The organism is Micromonospora sp. NPDC049257 (assembly GCF_040678915.1).
GTDB lineage: Bacteria > Actinomycetota > Actinomycetes > Mycobacteriales > Micromonosporaceae > Micromonospora > Micromonospora antibiotica.
Genome location: NZ_JBFAQU010000017.1, coordinates 115,707 through 138,603 on the forward strand (window position 1 = coordinate 115,707; position 22,897 = coordinate 138,603).

Annotated in this window: 17 protein-coding genes and 1 pseudogene; 9 read left to right on the forward strand and 9 right to left on the reverse strand. The window is 72.1% G+C overall.

All coding sequences use genetic code 11. The features are described from left to right. Positions 1 to 51 precede the first annotated feature (51 nt). The 5 genes from AB0K25_RS22985 to AB0K25_RS23005 are packed head-to-tail and all read left to right on the forward strand — an operon-like array spanning position 52 to position 6,762. Positions 52 to 1,602: an aspartate aminotransferase family protein gene (locus tag AB0K25_RS22985; RefSeq protein ID WP_363822547.1), complete on the forward strand. Its 1,551-nt coding sequence runs from the start codon at positions 52 to 54 to the stop codon at positions 1,600 to 1,602. A 24-nt stretch (positions 1,603 to 1,626) separates the two neighbouring features. Next, positions 1,627 to 2,919, forward strand: coding sequence for a SidA/IucD/PvdA family monooxygenase (locus tag AB0K25_RS22990; protein WP_357533540.1), 1,293 nt, complete (start codon positions 1,627 to 1,629; stop codon positions 2,917 to 2,919). Next, positions 2,916 to 3,491: a GNAT family N-acetyltransferase gene (locus tag AB0K25_RS22995; protein WP_219461854.1), complete on the forward strand. Its 576-nt coding sequence runs from the start codon at positions 2,916 to 2,918 to the stop codon at positions 3,489 to 3,491. Before AB0K25_RS22990 ends, AB0K25_RS22995 begins: the two co-directional genes overlap by 4 nt. After that, the gene (locus AB0K25_RS23000; protein ID WP_363822551.1) at positions 3,488 to 5,272 is read left to right on the forward strand and encodes an IucA/IucC family siderophore biosynthesis protein; all 1,785 of its coding nucleotides are present in this window, start codon (positions 3,488 to 3,490) and stop codon (positions 5,270 to 5,272) included. The genes AB0K25_RS22995 and AB0K25_RS23000 overlap by 4 nt, the downstream gene beginning before the upstream one ends. Then, positions 5,269 to 6,762 carry an MFS transporter gene (locus AB0K25_RS23005; RefSeq protein WP_219461859.1) on the forward strand — a complete coding sequence of 498 codons (1,494 nt, stop codon included), beginning with the start codon at positions 5,269 to 5,271 and terminating at the stop codon, positions 6,760 to 6,762. Before AB0K25_RS23000 ends, AB0K25_RS23005 begins: the two co-directional genes overlap by 4 nt. A 13-nt stretch (positions 6,763 to 6,775) precedes the next feature. Here the strand turns inward: AB0K25_RS23005 and AB0K25_RS23010 are convergent, their stop codons facing one another. The 7 genes from AB0K25_RS23010 to AB0K25_RS23040 form a co-directional block, all read right to left on the reverse strand. Then, positions 6,776 to 9,739, reverse strand: a complete 2,964-nt coding sequence (locus tag AB0K25_RS23010) for a COR domain-containing protein (RefSeq protein ID WP_363822554.1) — start codon at positions 9,737 to 9,739, stop codon at positions 6,776 to 6,778. Between the two features lie 160 nt (positions 9,740 to 9,899). After that, positions 9,900 to 10,889, reverse strand: a complete 990-nt coding sequence (locus AB0K25_RS23015) for an STM4011 family radical SAM protein (protein WP_363822557.1) — start codon at positions 10,887 to 10,889, stop codon at positions 9,900 to 9,902. Continuing rightward, positions 10,886 to 12,211, reverse strand: coding sequence for an STM4012 family radical SAM protein (locus AB0K25_RS23020; RefSeq protein WP_363822560.1), 1,326 nt, complete (start codon positions 12,209 to 12,211; stop codon positions 10,886 to 10,888). The genes AB0K25_RS23015 and AB0K25_RS23020 overlap by 4 nt, the downstream gene beginning before the upstream one ends. Then, complete coding sequence (locus AB0K25_RS23025; RefSeq protein WP_363822563.1) at positions 12,208 to 13,011, reverse strand: STM4013/SEN3800 family hydrolase; 804 nt, start codon at positions 13,009 to 13,011, stop codon at positions 12,208 to 12,210. The genes AB0K25_RS23020 and AB0K25_RS23025 overlap by 4 nt, the downstream gene beginning before the upstream one ends. Further along, complete coding sequence (locus AB0K25_RS23030; protein ID WP_363822565.1) at positions 12,999 to 14,156, reverse strand: STM4014 family protein; 1,158 nt, start codon at positions 14,154 to 14,156, stop codon at positions 12,999 to 13,001. Before AB0K25_RS23030 ends, AB0K25_RS23025 begins: the two co-directional genes overlap by 13 nt. Before the next feature lies 1 nt (position 14,157). Continuing rightward, entirely contained in the window at positions 14,158 to 15,108 is a 951-nt protein-coding gene (locus AB0K25_RS23035; RefSeq protein ID WP_363822568.1) for an STM4015 family protein, read from the reverse strand. A gap of 6 nt (positions 15,109 to 15,114) precedes the next feature. Then, positions 15,115 to 16,047, reverse strand: coding sequence for an STM4015 family protein (locus tag AB0K25_RS23040; RefSeq protein ID WP_363822571.1), 933 nt, complete (start codon positions 16,045 to 16,047; stop codon positions 15,115 to 15,117). A 204-nt stretch (positions 16,048 to 16,251) separates the two neighbouring features. Here AB0K25_RS23040 and AB0K25_RS23045 point away from each other — a divergent pair, with 204 nt between their 5' ends. Beyond that, positions 16,252 to 17,697, forward strand: coding sequence for a pectinesterase family protein (locus AB0K25_RS23045; RefSeq protein WP_363822574.1), 1,446 nt, complete (start codon positions 16,252 to 16,254; stop codon positions 17,695 to 17,697). Between the two features lie 25 nt (positions 17,698 to 17,722). Here AB0K25_RS23045 and AB0K25_RS23050 read toward each other — a convergent pair whose 3' ends face one another. Continuing rightward, on the reverse strand, positions 17,723 to 17,968 hold the full coding sequence (locus AB0K25_RS23050; protein WP_219461871.1) for a hypothetical protein: 246 nt from the start codon (positions 17,966 to 17,968) through the stop codon (positions 17,723 to 17,725). After that, positions 17,965 to 18,453, reverse strand: coding sequence for a low temperature requirement protein A (locus AB0K25_RS23055; protein ID WP_363822576.1), 489 nt, complete (start codon positions 18,451 to 18,453; stop codon positions 17,965 to 17,967). Before AB0K25_RS23055 ends, AB0K25_RS23050 begins: the two co-directional genes overlap by 4 nt. Before the next feature lie 131 nt (positions 18,454 to 18,584). Here AB0K25_RS23055 and AB0K25_RS23060 point away from each other — a divergent pair, with 131 nt between their 5' ends. The 3 genes and pseudogenes from AB0K25_RS23060 to AB0K25_RS23070 form a co-directional block, all read left to right on the forward strand. After that, positions 18,585 to 20,777 carry a carbohydrate-binding module family 20 domain-containing protein gene (locus AB0K25_RS23060; protein WP_219461876.1) on the forward strand — a complete coding sequence of 731 codons (2,193 nt, stop codon included), beginning with the start codon at positions 18,585 to 18,587 and terminating at the stop codon, positions 20,775 to 20,777. Between the two features lie 204 nt (positions 20,778 to 20,981). Beyond that, positions 20,982 to 22,841, forward strand: coding sequence for a DUF1565 domain-containing protein (locus tag AB0K25_RS23065; protein WP_363822579.1), 1,860 nt, complete (start codon positions 20,982 to 20,984; stop codon positions 22,839 to 22,841). Continuing rightward, positions 22,807 to 22,897: pseudogene (locus AB0K25_RS23070) on the forward strand (GGDEF domain-containing protein); the annotation flags it as partial. The gene AB0K25_RS23065 and the pseudogene AB0K25_RS23070, both read left to right, overlap by 35 nt.

Below are 22,897 nucleotides of genomic sequence, written 5' to 3' on the forward strand. Positions count from 1 at the left end.
CGCCCCACCGTCCCTACCAGTGCGCCCGTCACCGACCGTCGAGGACTGCCCATGAGCCTGCCCGGATCCACCGTCGAGGCCCCCGTGACCGGGACGCACCCCCTTCCGCCCCGCGCCCACCTGCTCAACGCCGGCACCGTCGCGGACTACCGACGGGCCGTCGCCCAGGGCATCGAACGGGTGGCCGCCCGGGTGACCGAGGTGGACCGACCCGCCACCGGCGTCACCCCCGACGAGTTGGCCCCCCGGATCGCCGGCATCGACTTGGACCGGCCGCTCGGCGACACCACCGCCGCCCTCGACGAACTGCACGACGTCTACCTGCGTGACGCCGTCTACTTCCACCACCCCCGCTACCTGGCCCACCTCAACTGCCCGGTGGTCATCCCCGCCCTGCTCGGCGAGGCGGTGCTCAGCGCGGTCAACTCCTCCCTGGACACCTGGGACCAGAGCGCCGGCGGCACCCTGATCGAACGCCGGCTGATCGACTGGACCGCCGAGCGGATCGGCCTCGGCCCGGCCGCCGACGGCGTCTTCACCAGCGGCGGCACCCAGTCCAACCTGCACGCGTTGCTGCTCGCCCGGGAGGAGGCGTACGCCCGGATCGTCGGCGGCGGCACCGACCGGCCCAGCCGGCCCGAGGTGCTGTCCCGGCTGCGGATCATCACCTCCACCGCCGGGCACTTCAGCGTCCAGAAAGCCGCCAAGCTGCTCGGGCTCGGCGCCGACGCGGTGCTCACCGTCGCCACCGACGCCGGCCGGCGGATGCGCACCGACGAACTCGCCGAGACCCTCGACCGGTGCCGCCGCGACGGCCAGACCGTGCTGGCCGTGGTCGCCACCGCCGGCACCACCGACTTCGGCACCATCGACCCGCTGGACCGGATCGCCGAGATCTGCACCGCCGCCGGGGTCTGGCTGCACGTCGACGCCGCGTACGGCTGCGGGCTGCTGGTCTCGCCCACCCGGCGGCACCTGCTCACCGGCATCGAACGGGCCGACTCGGTCACCGTGGACTACCACAAGTCGTTCTTCCAGCCGGTCAGCTCCAGCGCCCTGCTCGTGCGCGACCGGCGGGTGCTGCGCCACGCCACCTGGCACGCCGACTACCTCAACCCGGCCCGGATGGCCGAGCGGCGCATCCCCAACCAGGTCGACAAGAGCCTGCAGACCACCCGCCGCTTCGACGCCCTCAAGCTCTGGCTCACCCTGCGGATCATGGGCGCGGACGCGGTCGGCGCGCTCTTCGACGAGGTGGTCGACCTCGCCGCCGCCGCCTGGCGGCTGCTCGCCGACGACCCCCGCTTCGAGGTGGTCACCCGCTCACAACTGAGCACGGTGGTGTTCCGCTACCTGCCGCCGGGCGCCGGCCGCGACGTCGTCGACGACGCCAACCTGTACGCCCGCGAGGCGCTGGCCGCCTCCGGCACGGCCCTCGTCGCCGGCACCAAGGTCGACGGCGCCCACCACCTCAAAATCACCCTGCTCAACCCCGAGACCACCCTCGACGACATCGCCCACGTGCTCGACCTGATCGCCGAACACGCCGGCTGGTACGCCCGCACCCGGGCCACCGCCGAGCTGTCCAGCCCCGTCGGCTGACCACCCGCCATGGAGAAAACCCCTGTGTCGACCCACGACTTCATCGCCATCGGGCTGGGCCCGTACAACCTCGGGCTGGCCTGCCTGACCGCGCCGCTCGACGACCTCGACGGCCTGTTCCTCGAAGCCCGCGACGAGTTCGACTGGCACCCCGGCATGCTGCTGGACGCCACCCGGTTGCAGACGCCGTTCATCGCCGACCTGGTCACCCTGGCCGACCCGACCTCCCCGTACTCCTTCCTCAACTACCTGAAGGAATCCGGACGGCTCTACCCGTTCTACATCCGGGAGAGTTTCTTCCCGCTGCGCCACGAGTACAACGACTACTGCCGGTGGGCCGCCGCGAAACTGCCCTCGGTCCGTTTCGGTCACCGGGTCACCTCGGTGGAGTACAACCCCGCCGACGAGCGGTACGTGGTGCACGCCGTGGTCGACGGCGAACGCGTCACCCACCGGGCCCGGCACCTGGTGCTCGGCACCGGCACCCCGCCGCACGTCCCGGACGCCTGCCGGGGCCTCGGCGGCGACGTCATCCACAACTCCCGCTACCGCGAACACCGGGCGGCGCTGCGTACCAAGCGCAGCATCACCATCGTCGGCAGCGGCCAGAGCGCCGCCGAGATCTACCACGACCTGCTCACCGACCTCGGCACCCACGGCTACCAACTCAACTGGGTCACCCGGTCGCCGCGCTTCTTCCCCCTCGAATACACCAAGCTCACCCTGGAGATGACCTCACCGGACTACGTGGACTACTTCCACGCCCTGCCCGAGGAGACCCGCTACCGGCTGGAGGGCACCCAGAAGAACCTCTTCAAGGGGATCAACGCCGACCTGATCAACGACATCTTCGACCTGCTCTACGCCCACCGGGTGCACGGGCCGGTGCCGACCCGGCTGCTGACCAACACCGAACTCACCAGCGCCCGGTACGACGAGAGCACCGGCCGCTACACCCTCGGGCTGCGCAACATCGAACAGGAGCACGACCTGACCCTCGACACCGAGGGGTTGGTGCTGGCCACCGGCTACCACTACCGGCTGCCGGAGTTCCTCGCCCCGATCCACGACCGGCTGCGCTGGGACTCCCACGGCCGGTTCGACGTGGCCCGCAACTACAGCATCGACCACACCGGCCGGAGGGTGTTCCTCCAGAACGCCGGCACCCACACCCACAGCATCACCTCACCCGACCTGGGCATGGGCCCGTACCGCAACTCCTGGATCATCCGGGAGTTGACCGGGCGCGAGCACTACCCGATCGAGCAGCGGATCGCCTTCCAGGAGTTCGGCGTCCCGGCGGGCGGCGCCTCGTGACCCACGTCGTCCACCACCGGCACGACCCCGCGCTCGGCGAGTTCGCGCTGCGCACCCTCGACCCGGAGGGCGACGCCGGGCTGCTGCACCGCTGGGTGACCCACCCGAAGTCGGCGTTCTGGCTGATGCAGGACGCCGACGTCGACCGGGTCGCCCGGGAGTACCGGGGCATCGCCGACCACCCGCACCACGACGCGTACCTCGGGCTGTGGCGCGGCGAACCGGCGTTCCTCGCCGAACGCTACGACCCGGCCCGGGTCGACCTGGTCGGCCTCTACCCCGCGCAGCGCGGCGACGTCGGCATGCACTTCCTCTGCGCCCCCACCGACCAGCCGGTGCACGGCTTCACCCGGGCCGTCATCACCACCGTCCTGGACTGGCTCTTCACCGACCCGGCCACCCGACGGGTCGTCGTCGAACCCGACGTGCGCAACACCGCCGTGCACGCCCTCAACGCCGCCGTCGGGTTCACCGTCGTCGGCCCGATCCGCAAACCGGAGAAGGACGCCCTGCTCAGCGTCTGCACCCGCGACCAGTTCCTGGCCGCCACCCGAGGAGACCTGCCCGCGTGAACCCCGCCGCCGCCGTGGCCCACCTGACCCCCGCCACCTGGGCCCGCGCCAACCGGCTGCTGGTCGCCAAAGCGCTTGCCGAGTTCACCCACGAACGCCTGGTCGAGCCCGCCGCCACCGGAGACGGCCGGTGGGCCGTCCGCACCGACGACGGCACGGTCGAGTACCGCTTCACCGCCCGCCGCTTCGCCCTCGACCACTGGCAGGTCGACCCGGACAGCATCACCCGGCGACGCGGCGACGAGGACCTGCCGCCCGACGCCGTCGACCTCTGCCTCGAACTGCGCGGCGCGCTCGGCCTCACCGACCAGGTGCTCCCCGTCTACCTGGAGGAGATCACCTCCACCCTGGCCGGCACCGCGTTCAAGCTGGACCGGCCGGCGGTGGGCGCGGCCGAACTGGCCCGCGCCGACTTCCAGGCCATCGAGACCGGGATGACCGAGGGCCACCCGTGCTTCGTGGCCAACAACGGCCGGATCGGCTTCGGCGTGCACGAATACCACGCGTACGCCCCGGAGACCGGCCGGCCGGTGCGGTTGGTCTGGGTCGCCGCGCACCGCGACCACGCCACCTTCAGCAGCGCCGCCGACCTCGACTACCCGACCCTGCTGCGCACCGAACTCGGCCCGGACACCCTGGCCCGGTTCACCACCACCCTGACCGACGCCGGTCTCGACCCGGACGACTACCTGCTCATCCCGGTGCACCCCTGGCAGTGGTGGAACCGGCTCGCCGTCACCTTCGCCGGTGAGGTCGCCCGGCAGCGCCTGGTCTGCCTCGGCGAAGCCCCCGACGAGTACCTGCCGCAGCAGTCCATCCGGACCTTCTTCAACGTCACCGACCCGCACCGGCACTACGTCAAGACCGCGCTGTCCGTGCTGAACATGGGCTTCCTGCGGGGCCTGTCGGCCGCCTACATGGAGGCCACCCCGGCGATCAACGACTGGCTCGTCGAGCTGGTCGCCGCCGACCCGGTGCTCGCCGGCACCGGACTGACGATCATCCGGGAGCGGGCCGCCGTCGGCTACCGCCACCCGCAGTACGAGGCGGCCACCGACCGCTACTCGCCGTACCGCAAGATGCTGGCGGCGCTGTGGCGGGAGAGCCCGGTGCCCGGCCTGGCCCCCGGCCGGCGGCTGTCCACCATGGCCGCCCTGCTGCACACCGACCGCGACGGAGGGTCGCTGGCCGCCGCCCTGATCGCCGAGTCCGGCCTGCCCCCACGGGAGTGGCTGCGTCGCTACCTCGACGCCTACCTGGTGCCGCTGCTGCACAGCTTCTACGCGCACCGGCTGGCCTTCATGCCGCACGGCGAGAACGTGATCCTGGTGCTGCACGACGGCGCGGTCGAGCGGGTGATCTTCAAGGACATCGCCGAGGAGATCGTGGTGATGGACCCCGACGTCGACCTGCCACCGCTGGTGCAGCGGGTCCGTGCCGCCATCCCCGACGACGAGCAGCTGCTGACCATCTTCACCGACGTCTTCGACTGCTTCTTCCGCCACCTCAACGCCGTGCTGGCCGGGGCCGGGGTCCTCGACGAGGACGACTTCTGGCGCACCGTCGCCGACTGCGTGACCGACTACGCCGTCCGGGTGCCGCACCTGGCCGACCGGCTGCGCCGGCACGACCTGTTCGCCCCGGAGTTCACCCTGTCCTGCCTCAACCGGCTGCAACTGCGCAACAACCAGCAGATGGTCGACCTCGCCGACCCGTCGGCGGCGCTCCAGTTCGCCGGCACCCTGACCAACCCGCTCGCCCGCTACGCCCCGCCCCGATGACCACCGCGTTGTCCGCCGCGCGGCCCGGCCCGGCGACCCCGTTGCGGTCGCGTTGGCTGATCCTGGCGGTGCTCTGCCTCGCCCAGTTGACCGTGGTGCTGGACAACACGGTGCTCACCGTGGCGGTGCCGGTGCTCACCACCGAACTGGACGCCAGCACCACCGACATCCAGTGGATGATCAACGCGTACGCGCTGGTGCAGTGCGGGCTGCTGCTCACCGCCGGCAGCGCCGCCGACCGCTACGGCCGTCGCCGGATGCTCGTCGCCGGCCTGGTGCTGTTCGGCGTCGGTTCGCTGGCCGCCGGGTTGGCCCGCTCCGGCGACCAGCTGATCGCCGCCCGCGCCGGCATGGGCGTCGGCGGGGCACTGCTGGTCACCGCCACCCTCGCCGTCGCCATGCAGGTCTTCGACGGGGCCGAACGCTCCCGGGCGATCGGCCTCTGGGCGGCCACCAGTGCCCTCGGGTACGCCGCCGGACCGCCCATCGGCGGCATCATCCTCGCCCACCTGCCGTGGGGGGCGATCTTCCTGGTCAACGTGCCCATCGTGCTGCTCTGCCTGGTGGCCGGCCTCGCGCTGGTGCCGGAGTCCCGCGACCCGGTGGCTGGGCGGCCCGACGTCGGTGGGGTGCTGCTGTCCACCGCCGGCCTCACCGGCGTGGTCTGGGCGATCATCGACGGTCCCGAGCGTGGCTGGACGGCACCGGCGGTGCTCGGCGCGGCCGGCGGCGGTGTGCTGCTGCTGGCCACGTTCGTCTGGTGGGAACGACGGATCACCGCACCCATGCTGGACATGCACTTCTTCACCGACCGCCGGTTCGTCGGCGCGGTCACCGGGGTCGTCCTGATCACCTTCGGCTCCACCGGCGCGCTGTTCCTGCTCACCCAGGACCTCCAGTTCGTCCGCGGCTACCCGGCCTGGGAGGCGGGGCTGCGAATGGTGCCGTTCGCGCTGTCCATCGTGCTGCTCAACCTCGGTGGGGTCGCCACCCGGCTGATCCGCCGGCTCGGGGTGCCCGGGGCCATCGCGCTGGGCATGGTGCTGCTCTCCGCCGGCCTGACGCTGATCACCCACGTGCGCACCGACGGCTACGGCGTGCTGCTGACCGGGTTGCTGGTGATGGGCTTCGGCTGCGCCCTGGCCAACCCCGCGATCGTCGAGGCGGTGATGAGCGCCATCCCGCCGTCGAAGGCCGGCGTCGGCGCGGGGATCGACGGCACCATGGCCGAGGTGGGGGGCAGTCTCGGCATCGCCGTGCTCGGGGCGGTGCTCAACGCCCGGTTCGCCGCGTTGGTGCCGGTCGCGGTGGCCGGCGTCGGGTCGTACCCGGCCGCGCTGGCCGCCGCCGCAGACGACACCGAACGCGGTCGGGTCACCGACGCCTTCTCGTCGGCGCTGGTCACCGGGCAGACCGCCGGGGCGGTGGCGGTGCTGGCCGGCGGGCTGCTCGCCGCCGGGCTGCTGCGCCGCGCCGAACGCACCCGCTGACCGACCTGGCCGCTCAGAGTTCCGGCAGCCCCGGATCGTAGACCGGGTAGTGCTCGGGACAGATCCACAGGAAGTCGCCCGACTCCGCGACCACCCGCCGCAGACCGGCGAACTCCCGCCCCGGGTCCAGCGCAAACAGCAACTCCCGTACGGCTCGGAAACCGGCCAGCTGGCCGCCACGGATACCGGCGTCCGACGAGGCGGACAACGCTGGCCCGTGCGGTGGGGGAGCACCGTTCGGCACGAGGCTCGTCGCTGCACCCATCAGGTCGACCTCCGCCTTGAGCCGGGTCATCTCCCCGGCCTGCGCCGGGTCGAGCGCGGCGATCACCCCGGTGGCGGCACCGACGAGCGGAATCAACCGCAGCACCGCCGCGAGCCAGCTCAGGTAAGGCCCGGCGCGGAGGAACCACTCCCTGGACTGGTCGAACGGGTAGCCGGGGTGGTCGCACCGGTGCTGCCCGTCCGGGAACTCGCACCACAGGCTGATCCGGAACTGGTGCCGTACCAGTCGGGCCGGGTTGAACCGCGATCGGGTGATCTCCGCGATGCTGATCAACGCCGGGCAGTCCGCTACCTCCGCCGCCAGCATCCGGCGCATGCTGTGCAGCAGCAGGGCGGTCTCGCTGGCGATCTCCTCGATTCGGCCGACCGAGGTGTTCACCGCCGAGATGCTCTGCGCGATCTCGTCGATTCGCCGTTCCTGCCGGGCCAGCGCGGCCACCGTGGAGCCTTGCGCGTCGGCGAAACCGGTTAACAACAGCGGCAGGGCTATGTCGTACAGGCAGCTGTGACAGGCGACGACATGCCGGCCCTCCTGGAAGAACCCGTCGAGTGCGGTCAGCGGGAAGGTGCCGGTGCACGGCCCGGTCGGCAGCGTGTTGATGCAGGGCACGAACAGCCGGTACGTCAGTCCGGGCCATCGGCTGCGCAGCAGATCCTCGATCGCGTCGCGGAGGATGCTGAAGAAGTAGACCGGCGCGGCACCTCGCACTATCAACGACAGCCGCTTGTCGTCGAGAAGCTCGATCTTCGCCTCCAGGCCGTAGTTCTGGTGTCGGAGAAACAACCCGCGCCGCCAGTGCAGTCCGGTGGAGAAGCGGTAGTTGCGGACGGTGAGCCAGGAGATCAGGCCGGGTGCCTCGTCCGAGAGTTCACAGACCATGCTCACCATGTTGATCCGGTCCATCCGGGGTACGACCTGCTGCCACGGCAGTCGTGGCTTCTGGTAGGGGACCAGTTGGGCGACCAGGCTCTTGTGCGCCTCCGGCAGTCGGTAGGAGACATCGAACTTCTCCATCAGCCGCAGGAAGTACGGGTGGTGTTCCGCCGGATAGTGCCTGCGGCCCGGCTCCGGTGACTGCCAGATCTCGCACAGCCGGGCATGGTCGAGCACCCCGCCGTCGGCCCTGGTCTGCTTGTCCTCCAGCACGTACCCGATCGCCCGGGTCAGCCACTCCGGCTGCAGGACGATGATGTCGCGCAGCCCGTCATCCTCGGAGAAGTAGACGAGGTTGCCAAGGTCGTGCAGCAACTCGATGAGGGCTCGTTCGGCGTCAGCGTCGAGGTGGTGCTTCTCGCAGAGCGCACGGTACGTGGCGTAGGGGATCTGGGGCTCGGTGATCGCGGCGAGTTCGTCCCGGACGGCCACCCAACGTCGGCTCAGCTGGCGGCCCATCTGCGGGAACCGGGCCGCCTGGCGGGCAAGCTCCGATTCGATCTCCGGCACGCCCCGACCGGAGGCGTTGTCGACCACCCACTGACCGAGCAGGGACGGGGCGAACTTCGCCCGCAGATGATGCAGGTCGATCTCGGGTTGCCGCTCGTCGCCGTGGGTCGCCACGATCAGAACCCGGGCGTCCCGCCCGATCCGCAGCCGGATCAGTCGGAGCCAGAACTCGATCGAGTTCTCCTCCTGGCCCTGCCGGGGCTTCCACACCAGCAGGTACAGCGACCGGCGGGAGAAGAAGAACTGGTGGGTGATCCGATAGACCTCCTGACCGCCGAAGTCCCACAGCCGGAAGGTGATCCCCACCTGCGGGACGAGCGGGTGGGGAAGGGTGAGTTCGCTGAGCTCGATCCCGTGCGTGGTCGGCCGTCCCACCCGGAACGGATGCCGGTGGAACGCGCCGACCAGGGAACTCTTGCCCACTTCGCCCTCGCCGACGAGAAGTACCTTGATCTCGTAGAGCGGAACGCCGTCACGGCCCTCGTCACGCAGGTAGGACATTAGCGCCGGCAACCCACGCCGGTGCAACTCCCCCAGTGGCTCGGTCAGCGCGCCGGGTTGGACCCTGAGGGTGATCAGGTCGGGCAGATTGGCCAATGCGGTCGGCAGGTCGGTGACGACCGTGTCACCGAGGTCGAGTTCCCGTAGTTGGGTGAGTTGGCCGATCTCCGGGGACAGCCGAAGTGGCCCGTCACCGAGAACATGCAGCCGGTTCAGCCGGGGCAGCCGGAACAACTCCCCGGACAGGTGGCCGTCCGGCGTCGGTGCCAGTGCCAACATGGCCAGCGACTGCAACGCGGAAAAGCCTCGGGGCAACCAGACCAGACGGCAGGACGGCTCGATGAGCAACCACTCCAGGTGGCGCAGCTGCTGGATGCCGGGCGGCAACTGCTGGTAGCTGCCGCCGAGCCGGAGCCATTGCAGGGCGAGGCAGTCCCACAACTGCTGGGGAACCTCGCGCAGGGGGCAACCGCCCAGGTCGACTTGGCGGAGCCGGCGCAACTGTCCTATCTCCGGGGGAAGTTCGTCGAGGACGCCGCTGTTGACGTCGAGCACCTCGAGTTGGCTCAGGTTGGCGATCTCGGGTGGGAGCCTGCGGATCCGGCTGTACCGCAGGTCCAGTTTCTTAAGTTGACGCAGGGTGCCGATCTCTGGCGGGAGTTCCGTTTCCGTCACGCCGGCCAGCGACAGGACGGCACTGCCCATCCGATGGGCTTCACGGATCCGGTCGAGCACGGGCTTCGACATGCGGGGTCCCTCTGGTGCGTTGACGGACGGCGGTGACGCCGTGCGGCCCGAGTGGAGTACCGCACACCCCGCGCAGGCAGCCGATCGACGATCGTACTGAGGGCGGGCCAGCACCAGGCGAGACCCGGTACCACTGTGGAGTGACGACCGGAAGGCCCGGTCAGCGTCCGTTCTCGTGCGAGGTGAGCGCCGGCCAGGCGGCGGGAATACGTTCCAGCACCCCACCGGCGAACACGTCGCGCAACCCGAGCGGCTTGAGGTGGACGTACCCGATGTGGCAGTCGCAGAGGGCGGCGTCGCACGCCCGGGGCTTCAGGGCGGCCCGCCACGACCCGTCGTAGAGGTTGCCGATCGGCGCGGGCCGGAAGTGGCAGCGGCGCACGGTGCCGTCACCCGCGACGGAGATCGCCGTCTCCCCGGCGTGGCAGGGCCGGTCGAGCGACGGGTGCGGACGGACGCTCCAGCCGAACAGCGGGTCCAGCGCCGTCCAGGCCGCCTCCTGCCCGGCGGTGTAGTGGTGCCCGTCGGCGGCGTTGACCCACAGGTAAACCGTCTCGGGCAGCGCGGCCCGCAGCGCCCGCGCCTCGGCCAGGTGCTCGGGCAGGCCGACCACCCCCACCGAGTAGCGCACGCCCAGCTCGGACAGCCGGGCGCAGCGGGCGAGGAACCGGTCCCGGGTGACCTGCCCCGGGTGGTACGTCGTCCACAGTGCCGCCGTGGCCCGGTCGGCGTCGGCCAGCCAGTCCACCCGGGCGGCCAGGTTGGTCTGGATGACCACCCGGTCGACGTGCGGCAGGTGCGACAGCGTCACCATGGCGTCGCGGTACCAGCTGCGGGTCAGCCCCTCGCCCCACGGGGTGAACAGCACCGACAGCCGCCGGTCGGTGGTGGCCGCCACCCAGTCGGCGAACCGGTCCAGCGCCGCCCGGTCGGCGCGCAGCAGCTCCGGCGGGTCGACCCGCTTGGCGAACGGGCAGTACGGGCAGTCGTAGTTGCAGCTCGCCAGCGGCCCCCGGTAGAGCACCGCCAGCTCCGCCCCGACGTCGGCGGCCCCGGCCCCGGAACACGCCGGCTGCGCCGCCCGGGGCGGGACGACGTGCAGCGGCAGTTCCGTGCGGGGCGGGAGGACGTGCGGCGGCTGAGCGGTCACCGGGGCACGTACCCGGTCATCGCCTGCCGGACCCGGGCGGAGGTCAGCCACGGGCCGATCGCGTCGGAGCGGGCCAACCCGGCCGGGGTGAGCCGCAGCCCGTCGGCGTCCGCCCAGCCCCGGTCGGCCAGCCGCCCCAGCTCGGGGAAGTCCTCGCCCGGCGGCCGGCCGAACCGGGCGGCGTAGGCCGCCGCGTCGACCCCCTCGGCGCGCAGCAGCGACTTGAGCAGCCACCGGCGGCGCTGCTCGGCGCCGTCGAGGGCGAAGCCGAACTCGGCGTGGCGGAAGTCGTCGGCCGGCCGGGCCAGGTAGTCGTCCAACACCAACCGGACCTGCGACACGGAGACCGCGTAGTCGAACGAGTAGTGCAGCGCGGTGGTGTAGGAGCGCGCCCCGCAGCCGAGGCCGACCATGCCGTCGTCCTGGCAGCAGTAGTCCGGTCCGTCCGGGGCGGGCACGTCGGCGCGGCGGAACTGCCGCATCGACTCCTGCCGGTAACCGGCCGCGCCGAGGACCTGCACCGCCTGCTCGTAGAGGGCCAGCCGGTGGGCGTCCCAGTCGGCCCGGCCGTGCGCCCGCCGACCCAGCCCGGTCAACGGCCGCACGTACAGCGGGTAGAGGTACAGCTCCTCCGGCCGCCAGGCCAGCGCCGCGTCGAGGCTCTCCTGCCAGGTCGCCGCCGTCTGCCCGTCGATGCCGTAGATCAGGTCGATGTTGAGCACGGGGACCGCCGCGTCGCGGATCGCGCCGAGCGCCGTCTCCACCTCCGCGCGCCGCTGCGGCCGGCCGGCGGCCCGCGCCTCGACGTCGAGGAAGCTCTGCACGCCGATGCTCACCCGGTGCACCCCGTGCGCCGAGAGCACCGCGAGCCGGTCCGGCGTCGCGGTGGCCGGCGAGGTCTCCACCGCCAGCGGTACGCCCGGCAGCCGCGCCCCGCAGGTGCCGGTGACGATGTCGAACAGGTCGGTCAGCTCGTCGGCGGTTAGGTAGGTGGGGGTGCCCCCGCCGAAGGCCACCCGGGCGTACCCGGCGTCGTCGCCGAGCGCGTCGGCGACCCGTTCCGCCTGCCGGCGCAGTTGCCGCAGGTAGGCCGTCACCTGCTCCTGGGGGGCGTTGGCCCGGGTGAACAGGTTGCAGAAGCCGCAGCGCATCTCGCAGAACGGCAGGTGCACGTAGAGGAACAACGCGTCGCGGGCCTCGGCCCGCCACACGTCGGCCAGCAGCGGCCGGGGCCGCAACGCCCGGTAGGAGGTCTTGTGCGGGTACGCGTAGAGGTACTGCTGGTACGGCGAGCCGTCGAGGCCCGTGTCGGTGCTGGTCACCATTCCCCCGGTCGCAGAGTGAAGTGGGCGTACGGCACGGTCCACACCACGTCGTGGCCGACCCGGTGGCCGGTGTGCCCGTCCTCGCCGTACGCCGTGCCGTGGTCGGAGCAGATGATCGTGAACACCGGCCGCCCCCGCCCGGTGAGCAGGGCGAACAACCGGTCGACCCGGGAGTCGACGTACTCCAGGGCGGCGGCGTGACTGTCCCGGCTGTCCTGCGCCGCGCCGGGCAGGTGGTGCCGGTTGGGTTGGTGCAGGGCGGCGACGTTGAGGAAGGTGAACACCGGCCGGTCGGCGGGCTGGCCGGGCAGCACCTCGGCCAGCCGGTCGAGCTGCGCGTCGAGGCAGGTGGGGGAGGTGACCCCGAACGCCGGCTCCCAGTGCGCCTCGGCGAACAGGCCCGGCAGCACCGACCCGAGCGGGCTGCGCCGGTTGAAGAAGCCCACCCCGCCCAGGCAGAGCGTGTGGTAATCCGCCCCGGTCAGCGCGGTCGGCAGGTCGGGGGCGTCGAAGACCCAGGTGTCGGCCCCGGCGGTCTCGCTGCCCGGGAACGCCGCCGCGTACAGCCGCTCGTGCCGACCCGGCCCCACCGGGGTGGGCAGGAAGCCGGCGAAGAAGGCGTGGTGTGCGGCGTAGGTGAAGCTCGCGGGGGAGTGCCGTCGCTCCCACCGCCCGCCCGGCAACACCCGGGTCAGCCGGGGTGTCCGACCGGCTTCGGCCAGCTCGTCGGCCACGTCGAAACGCAGCGTGTCCAGGGTGACCAGGCAGATGTCGTGACTGCCGATCAGCGCGCGCATCCCGCCTCCTCCCGTCGCGTCGTCGCCGGCCCGCCGACCGCCGGGTCGGGCCCGGCCGTTGCCGGGCCGTCGCCGGCCACCGTCGCGGTCGCCCGCCACCGGTCCCACCGGCCGCTGGTCAGCGCGTGCACCTGCTCGGCGTAGGTGTCCCGCCCGTCGGCCAGCACCCCCGGCAGCAGGTCGCCGAACGCGTTGACCTCGGCGACCGCGTGCCGTCGCCAGCCCACCAGGAACATCAGGTCGACCCCGACGTGCAGCGACCGGGGGAAGCACGCCGCCGCCCGCTCGCAGGTCCGCATCGCCGCCGCCCAGGACTCCGGGCCGGCCGCCGCCCGCAGCGCGGCCAGGTCGCCACGGGCGTTGCCCAGGTGCAGGTTGGTCAGCGGTCCCCGGGCGGCCCGGACCACGGCGTGGGTGGCCCGGCCGGCGACCACCACCACCCGCAGGTCGACCACCCGGTCGGCCAGCCCGGCCTTGGGCAGCCACTGCTCCACGTGCAGGCCCTCCGGGGCGAGCCGGTCGACCAGCGCCGCGACGGTCGCCTCGTCGTCGTAGCGGCGCAGCCGCAGCGAGTTGAACAGCCCGTCCGGGGTGATCTCGATCGGGGTGACCGCCTGCACCCGGCGTGGCCCGACCGCGAGCGCGATCACCCCGGCCGCCGACGAGCCGTGCGCCGGCTTGACGAACACCCGGTGCCAGCCGGCCGCCGCCATCGCCGCCCGCAGCTGCGGATAGCCGTCGACCGGCGGGAGCGCCGCCGGCACCGGCACCTTGGCGGCCGACAGCAGCGCGTGGCAGCGGCGCTTGTCGCACAGCGCCGCCACGTCGTCGGGGTGGTTGAGCAGCGTCGCGCCCCCGGCGGCCACCCGGCCCATTGCGGCCACCAGCCCGGCGTACGTGTCGGCGAGGCCGATCAGCTCCCCGTGCCGGGCGGGGGTGGCCGCGTCGCGTAGCAGCCGGTCCACCTCCGCGTCCTCGCCGGGGGAGTCGACCCGGACCAGGGCGTCGGCGTCCGGCGGGGCCGCCCCGGTGAGCACCCGCGCCCAGGGCAGCACCGCCGGGTCGGGCAACCCCGCCTCGCGTACGGCCCGCCGGAACAGCGCGACCCGCCGGTTGTCGGGGTTGCCCACCACGGTCAGTCGCATGTCACTCCGACACCGCCGTGTAGCGGTAGGTCTCCCCGTCGTCCTCGTCGGCTTCCTGCGGTTCGGAGACGTCCACCTCGACCCCGGGCAACGCGGCGACCACCCGGTCGGCGGCGTCCTCCGACAGGTAGTGGTGGTGCAGGTCGAGCGCGGACAGGTGGGTCAGGGGCTGCCCGCCGAGCAGTGCGGCGAGCCCGTCGTCGGACAGGGTGCCCAGCGACAGGTCGAGCCGCTCCAACCGGGGCACCACGGCGGCGGTGGCGAGCGCGGCGGCCAACTCGTCGGTGATCACGGAGTTGCGCAGCCCGAGCCGGCGCAGCGCCGGGAAGAGCTTGCCGGCCAGCAACGCGTCCAGGTCGGCCACGGTGGTGTCCCCGCCGTAGTCGTCGGTGCCCAGCCACAGGTCCAGGTGGTGCAGTGCGGGCAGCTCCGAGCCGAGCACCGCGGCGACGAACTCCCGGGGCAGCCCGCCGCTCTGCACCGACAGCGTCCGCAGCCGGTCGTGGCGCACCGGGGAGAAGCTGAAGTCCTCGCCGCCGCGTACCCGCAGCACCTCCAGCTGCGGGTAGGCGGTCAGCAACGGGCTGACGTCGCCGACCCGCATCCAGGAGACCTCGCACTCCTCGGTGACCATGTCGCCGAGGAACAGGGCCCGCAGCCGGGGCAGCCGGGGGGCCGCCGCGCAGAGCTGGGCGATCGGGGCGTGGTGGAACGCCGCGTATCCCCAGGCCCCGACGACCAGCGCCTCGGCCTGGTCACCGAGCTGCTCGACGAACCTGTCGAACCGGTCCCGGAACTGTTCCGACAGGGTGTCCTGCCGGGTGTCGCCGTCGAAGTGCCAGTCGGCGACCCGCCAGCAGACCGGGCCGTCCACGGTGGGCAGCGGACCGTCGGCGGGGAACTCGACCACCGGCCGGCCGGCGAACGTCTGCGCGTGGGAACCGAACGTCATCGTCGCTCACTCCCCGACCGCGGTGAACCGGTAGACGGTGCCGTCGTACTCGTCGGGCGTCTGCGGGTCGTCCAGGTCGACCTGGACACCGGGCAGCGCGTCGGTCAGCCGCTGTGCGACCTCGGGGGAGAGGAAGTGGTGGTGCAGGTCGAGGCGGCGCAGGTGGGTCAGCGGCTGCCCGGCCAGCAGCGCCTCGGCGCCGGGGTCGGTGAGCACGCCCATCGACAGGTCGAGCACCTCCAGCCGGGCCACCACCGGGGCGGTGGCCACCGCTTGCGCGACGTGGTCGGCGAACTCGGCGTTGCAGACCGCCAGGTGCCGCAGCGCGGGCAACCGGTCGCCGGCCAGGATCGCGGCCAGGTCGTCGACGCCGGTGTCGCCGCCGTAGTCCTGCCGGCCGAGCCACAGGTCGAGCCGGTGCAGGGCGGGCAGGTCGCTGTCGCCTACCGCCCGGGTCACCTCGGCCGGCAGGCCGCCGGTCTGGAAGCCCAGTTCCCGCAGCCCGGTGTGGCGTACCGGTTGCAGGGTCAGCTCGTTGGCCCCGCGTACCCACAGCGTCTCCAGCTGCGGGTAGGCGGTGAGCAGCGGGGTGAGGTCACCGTGGGTCAGCCAGGAGATCTCGCACTGCTCGCTGACCAGGTCGGCCAGGAACACCGCGCGCAGGGCGGTCCAGTCCTTCGCGGCGTCGGCCAGCAGGTCGACCGGGAGGGCCCGCTCGTACGCCGAGCCCCACTCGCCGATCACCAGGGCGCGGACCGCCTCGCCGGGCACCTCCGCCCGCAGCGCCGCGACCAGGCCGGCGAACTCCTCCGGCTCGGCCTCGAAGTCCTCGACCTCCAGCCGCCAGGCGACGGCCGACGGGTCGTCGGGCAGGGTCATCCCCGGTGTGAAGGGGACCACCGGCATTCCGGCGAACGACGACATGTGCGAACGGATCACGCCTACCTCCGGCTCGACTGGTGTGACAGCGGCGCGACCGTAACAGGACCGACCGACAGGATGATCAGCCGCCGGGTGACCGGACCCGTCCGCGCCAACCGGTGGTGTCCGGCCGGTGACGCTTTACAGCGGAAGCAGGGTGTGCGAGGCTCGGGTGAGCGCTCCCACGGCGGTCCGTGTTCGGATACCCCGGGGAGTTCGCTCGTGAGAAATCGCACCCGGCGGGCGGCGTCGATCGTCGCCACTGCCGTCACCACCACCCTCGTCGCCGGTGTCGTCACCGCCGTCTCGGCGCAGGCCGCCGCCGGCTGTCAGGTCACCTACCAGGTCGGCGCCCAGTGGACCGGTGGCTTCACCGCCGCCATCTCGATCAAAAACCTGGGTGACCCCGTCAACGGCTGGCGGCTCGGCTGGACCTTCCCCGCCGGGCAGACCATCACCAGCGCGTGGGGCTTCACCGCCAGCCCGGCCAGCGGCGCCGTCGTCGCCACCAACCTCGACTACAACGCCGCCATCGGCACCGGTGGCGTGGTGGACGTCGGGTTCAACGGCACCTGGACCGGCAGTAACCCCGACCCCGCCGGCTTCACGCTCAATGGCACGGCCTGCACCGGGACGACCACCCCCACCACCGCCGCGCCGACCACCCCGCCCCCGACGACCACCCCGCCCCCCACCACCCCGCCCCCGACGACGCCGCCCCCCACCACCCCGCCTCCGCCGACCACCCCACCGCCGACCAGCGGGACGCCGACGGTCGCCTCGGACGGCACCGGCAGGTACCGCACGGTGCAGGCCGCCATCGACGCGGTGCCGGCGAACAGTTCCAGCCGGACCACGATCACCATCAAGCCCGGCACCTACCGCGAGGTCGTCCGGGTGGCGTCGAACAAGACCAACGTCACCCTGCGGGGCCTCGGCTCGGCACCGTCGAACGTGGTGCTCGTCTACAACAACTCCGCCGGCACCCGTAAGCCGGACGGCACCACCTACGGCACCTTCAACAGCGCGAGCATGTTCGTCGACGGGGCGAACTTCGTCGCCGAGAACCTGACCATCGCCAACGACTTCGTGGAGAACTCCTCGGGCGTCGACCAGCAGGCGGTGGCGCTGCACCTGAACGCCGACCGGGCGGTGCTGCGCAACGTCCGGCTCCTCGGTGACCAGGACACCTTCCTGGTCAACGACAAGACCCGCGCGTACGTGGTCGGCTCCTACGTCGAGGGCACCGTCGACTTCATCTTCGGCGGCGGCACGATCGTCGTCGACAGCAGCTCGATCTACGAGAAGCGGTCGACCGGTGGACCGATCACCGCCGCCCGGACGCCGGCCAGCAAGACGTACGGGATGCTGATCTACCGCTCGACGATCACCGGGGCGACGAACAACACCACCCAGCTCGGTCGTCCGTGGGGGCCGGACGCCCAGGTCCTCTACCGCGAGTCGACGCTCGGCGCGACCATGAAGACCGCCCAGCCCTGGATCGACATGTCCGGCAACGTGTGGCAGAACGCCCGGTTCCGCGAGTACCGCAACACCGGGCCCGGTGCCGGCACCAACGGCAACCGTCCCCAGCTCAGCGACGCCCAGGCGGCCACCTACACGCCGCAGCGCTACCTGGCCGGCAGCGACGGCTGGAACCCGATGTGAGCGTCCGACCGACGGCGGATGAGCCTCACCCGAGGTGACCCCGGTCCCCGCGTCGGGTTCCGACGCGGGGACCGGACGGTCCGCAGCACGGGCCGGTCAGTCGGCCGACCGGCCTGGCCCGTGCTGCGCAGGTGCCCTCGCGCTCCTCGATGAGGGCGCGACGCAGTCGTTGCCGCTCGCGGCGGATGACCAGGAACTCGGTGCCGGCCTCCCCGACGAGGGTGGGCATGTGCTTGAACCCCAGGGCCAGCAGCATGATGCCGGCGATCATCGGCAGGTGCAGGTGCCCGCCACCACCACCGCGAGGGCGGAGGCGACCAGCAGGCCGACCGAGTTGGTCAGCCGGGAGCCGGCGGTGCCGACCGCGGTCAGCACCTCCCCGAGGGCGGCGATGACGATCAGGTCGTGCCGTTCGGTCCAGTGCCGGGCGGAGAAGATCATGCGCGGCGGCAGTGGCAGGGCCTGGCCGACGACGTAGTCGACGATGCCGGCCAGCACCCACAGCAGCACCTGCGCGGCGATTGTCCGGTCGGTGGGCAGCGCGGTGCGCGGCAGCAGCGCCGCGCCGGTCAGCAGGCCGGCGGCCAGGACCGGGGGCACGGTGAGCGCCAGGACGTCGCGGGCCCGCAGCTGCGGCGACGAGTACAGGCGCAGGCCCAGGTAGCAGCAGCGTACGGCGAGATGGCAGCCCGACGCGGGTATTGGCGACGCAGGGTGAGCCCGCCGCGCCCAAGGGTGCAATGTTTTGCGGATCATTGCCGGCAGATGTCGAAAACTTTGCCGCAAGGTCTTGCAAAACCTTTCATCGATGCCGCATCGTCTTCTCCACCGGACGGCCGTCCCACCGCCCAGCGCCTCTTCGACCCCCGGAAGTAGGTCCACTCCCGATGTCCGCACCCCGCGTTTCCCGGGGAACCCGTCTGCGACGGGGCCTCCTCGCCCTCGCTGTCACCGCCTCCTCCCTCGCCGCGCTGAGCGCGCTGCCGGCCACCGCCCCCGCGACCGCCGCCGTAGCCCTCAACGACAGCGAGGTCACCGCCAACCTCTGGGAATGGAACTGGCGCTCCGTCGCCGCCGCGTGCACCGACCACCTTGGTCCGGCCGGGTACGGCGCGGTGCAGGTCGCCCCGCCGCAGGAGTCGGTCAGCCTGCCGAGCAGCGCCGACGGCGTCCACCCCTGGTACGAGGTGTACCAGCCGGTCTCCTACCGGCTGGAGAGCCGGTTCGGCACCCGGCAGCAGTTCGCCGACATGGTCACCACCTGCCACAACGCCGGCGTGCGGGTGTACGTCGACGCGGTGGTCAACCACATGGCCGGCGCCAACAACCCCGAGTCGGTCGTCGGGTACGCCGGCACCGATTTCTCCGGCCCCGGTTACAGCTTCCCCGCCGTGCCCTACGGCACCGGCGACTTCCACCGCCCGGGTGACAACTGCCCGACCTCCGGTGCGATCAACGACTGGAACAACGAGGCCCAGGTGACCAGCTGCGAGCTGCTGTCCCTGACCGACCTCTACACCGAGAAGGACAGCGTCCGCACCAAGGTCGCCGGCTTCCTCAACGACCTGGTCGGCCTCGGGGTCGACGGGTTCCGGGTGGACGCGGTCAAGCACGTCAAGAAGGACGACTTCGCCGCGATCCTCGGCAAGGTGCGCAACACCACCGCCGAGAACAAGCGCCCGTACGTCGCCCAGGAGATCTTCGACGGGGCCAGCAACGACGCCCTCAAGGCCCGCGCCTTCACCGGCAACGGCGACGTGCTCGACTTCGGGTACGCCAAGGGCCTGAAGTCGGCGTTCCAGGGCTCGATCGCCAACCTGGCCAACGTCGGCAGCTGGAACCTCGACGCACCGAGCGCCAACGTGTTCGCCATGGTCACCAACCACGACCTGGAGCGCGACGGGGTGGTGCTGTCCTACCGCGACGGCAGCGACTACGTCCTGGCCAACTACTTCGCGCTGGCCTACCCGCACGGCAAGCCGTCGGTCTACGACAGCTTCACCTGGTCCAACCGCAACCAGTCGCCGCCCGCCGACGGCAACGGCTACGTCACCGACACCGTCTGCGGCAACAGCTGGAACTGCCTGACCCGGTCCACCGGGATCAAGGGCATGGTCGGCTGGGCGAACACCGCGAAGTCGGTCCGGACCGTCTCCGACTTCACCGTGGTCAACAGCAACGTCATCGGCTTCCACCGGGGCGACCGGGCCTGGATCGGGATCAACGACTCCGGTTCCGCCAGCACCGCCACCTTCACCACCGGCCTGGCCGACGGGTCGTACTGCGACGTGATCTCCGGGGCGCGGGGCGGGTCCGGCTGCACCGGCACGACGGTGACCGTCAGCGGTGGCCGGGCCACCGTGCAGATCCCCGCCAACGGCGCGGTGGCGCTGCACGTCAACGCGAAGAGCGGCCCGGCGACCACGCCCACCGCCACCCCGACGCCCACGGCCAGCGCCACGCCGACGCCGACCGCGCCGGCCGGCACGGTCGCCACCACCTTCACCGTCACCGCGTCCCTCGCCGGTGGTCAGGACGCCTACGTGGTCGGCAGTGTGCCGGCGCTGGGTTCGTGGGCCCCGGCCGCCGCGGTCAAGCTGACCGCGCTGGGCGGGGGGACGTACCGGGCGGTGGTCAACCTGCCGGCGGCCACGGCGGTGGAGTTCAAGTTCCTCAAGAAGACCACGGCCGGTGTGGTGACCTGGGAGTCGGGGAGCAACCGGACGTTGACCACGCCGGGCGGCGGCACCGCGTCGGTCACCGACACCTTCCGGGGTGACCCGGCCGGCACGCAGGGGGCGTCGTTCACGGTCAACGCCACCACCTCGTACGGGCAGAACGTCTTCGTGGTGGGCAGTGTCGCGGCGCTGGGCTCGTGGAACCCGGCGAACGCGGTGGCGCTCTCCTCGGCGGCGTACCCGCTGTGGCGGGCCACGGTCGCCCTGCCGGCGAACACGACGTTCGAGTACAAGTACCTGAAGAAGAACCCCGACGGCACGGTGACCTGGGAGTCCGGGGGCAACCGCAGCGCCACCGTCGGGTCGACCGGCTCGTGGAGCGCCAACGACACCTGGCGGTGACGCCGGGCGGGTGCGGCGGCCGGTCCCCTTCCCGGGGGTCGGCCGCCGCGCCGTCGGTGCCGGGTGCACCGCCCGGCGGTGGGGTGCAACGGGAGAATCAGTCGCGGGCGACATGTTGACGACAGTCGATGCATGCTCGTATCGTCCGGGAAAGCGCTTTCTCTGAGCCGCCACCCCGTCCGCCCACCGTCGGAGGTACGCCTCATGCGACCGTCCCGCCAGCGTCGGCTGGCCCTGCTGTTCGCCGCGGTGCTCGTCCCCGTGGTCGCCCTCCTGGTCGGACCGGTCACCACCGCCTCCGCCGCCACCGCGTTCAGCGACGACTTCACCGACGGCGACACCGCCGGCTGGTCGAAGTCGGGTGGCACCTGGACGGTCGTCACCGACGGCTCCCCGGCCGTCCGGCAGTCCAACGCCGGCAGCGAGAACGCCCGGCTCTTCGCCGGCAGCAGCGGCTGGACCGACTACCTCGTCCAGGCCAGGGTGAAACCGCTCAGCCTCGGCACCGGCGGCCAGGTCGGCCTGCTGGCCCGCGCGTCCGGGTCGACGCGCTACTACCGGCTGGCGCTGCTGCCCGGCAACCAGGTGCAGTTGCAGGCAGTGAACGGCGGCGCGGTCACCGTGCTGGCCGGCATCGTCCACCCCGTGACCACCGGCACCTGGCACACCCTCGTCGTCGAGGTCGTCGGCAGCACCGTACGGGGCCGGGTCGACGGGGTCTTCGTCGGCGAGGTCACCAGCTCGCTGATCGGAGCCGGCCGGATCGGGTTGCAGACCGCGTACTCGTCGGCGTCCTTCGACGACGTCCTGGTCAGGGACAACGACGTTCCGCCGACCACCCCGCCCGCCCCCACCCACACCCCGCCGCCGAGCCCGACCACACCCCCGGTGACCCCGCCGGCCACCACGCCGCCGTTGACCCCGCCGCCCACCAGCCCGCCCACCGTCCCGCCGCCCGGGACCGTCGTGCTGGTGGTGGCCACCGACGGCGACGACGCCAACCCCGGGACGCTGGCCCGGCCGTTGCGCACCATCCAGCGCGCGCACGACCTGGCCGAGCCCGGCACCACCATCGCGGTACGCGGCGGGACCTACGCGCCGACCAGCACCATCAAGATCCTCAAGGACGGTACGTCGTACCAACCGATCACCCTGATGAACTACCAGGGTGAGAAGGTGGTCATCGACGGTGAGAACATGCCGTACACGCCGGGCGCGGTGGGTTCCAGCATCCCCCGGGCCGACCGGGGCGCGCTGCACGTCGAGGCCGACTGGTGGCGGTTCGTCGGCCTGGAGATCGTCCACGGCCCGTACGGCATCTTCGGCGTCGACACCAACTACGGCAGGTACGAGCGCCTGGTCACCCGGGACAACTACGAGTCCGGGCTGCACCTGCAGGGCGCGTCCAGCGGCAACCGGATCATCAACCTGGACAGTTACGGCAACCGGGACCCCCGCAAGAACGGCGAGAGCGCCGACGGGCTGGCCATCAAGGAGGGCTCGGGCCTCGACAACCGGGTGAGCGGTGCGCGGCTGTGGCGCAACTCCGACGACGGGTTCGACGCCTGGCTGTTCCAGTCGCCGATCCTGATCGAGGACAGCGCCTCCTACGACAACGGCTTCAACTACTGGAACCTGCCCGACTACGCCGGGGACGGCAACGGCTTCAAGCACGGTGGCGGCAACGACCCGCGCCCCGCCGTCGACCACGTCACCCGCAACAGCATGGCCTGGGGCAACTCGGCCGGCGGCTTCATCGACAACGGCAACCCCGGCACGCTGCTGTTCGACCGCAACACCGCGTGGCGCAACGGCAAGGCCGGTTTCGACGTGTCCCGTTCCACCTCCCGGCTCAGCCGCAACCTCGCGGTCGGCAACACCCCCGACGTGTCGCCCGGCTCCTCGACCGGGGCCGACAACTCCTGGAACCTGGGCGGCGACTGGCCGCTGGTCAGCACCGACCCGTCGACCATCACCGGCCCCCGGGCCGCCGACGGGTCCATCCCGCCGTCTCATTTCCTGGCACGACAGCGAGTCCCGGTTCCGCCACCAGGCCACCCATGACCCCCTCACCGACCTGCCCAACCGCACCCTGTTCACCGAACGGCTCGCCGCCGCCA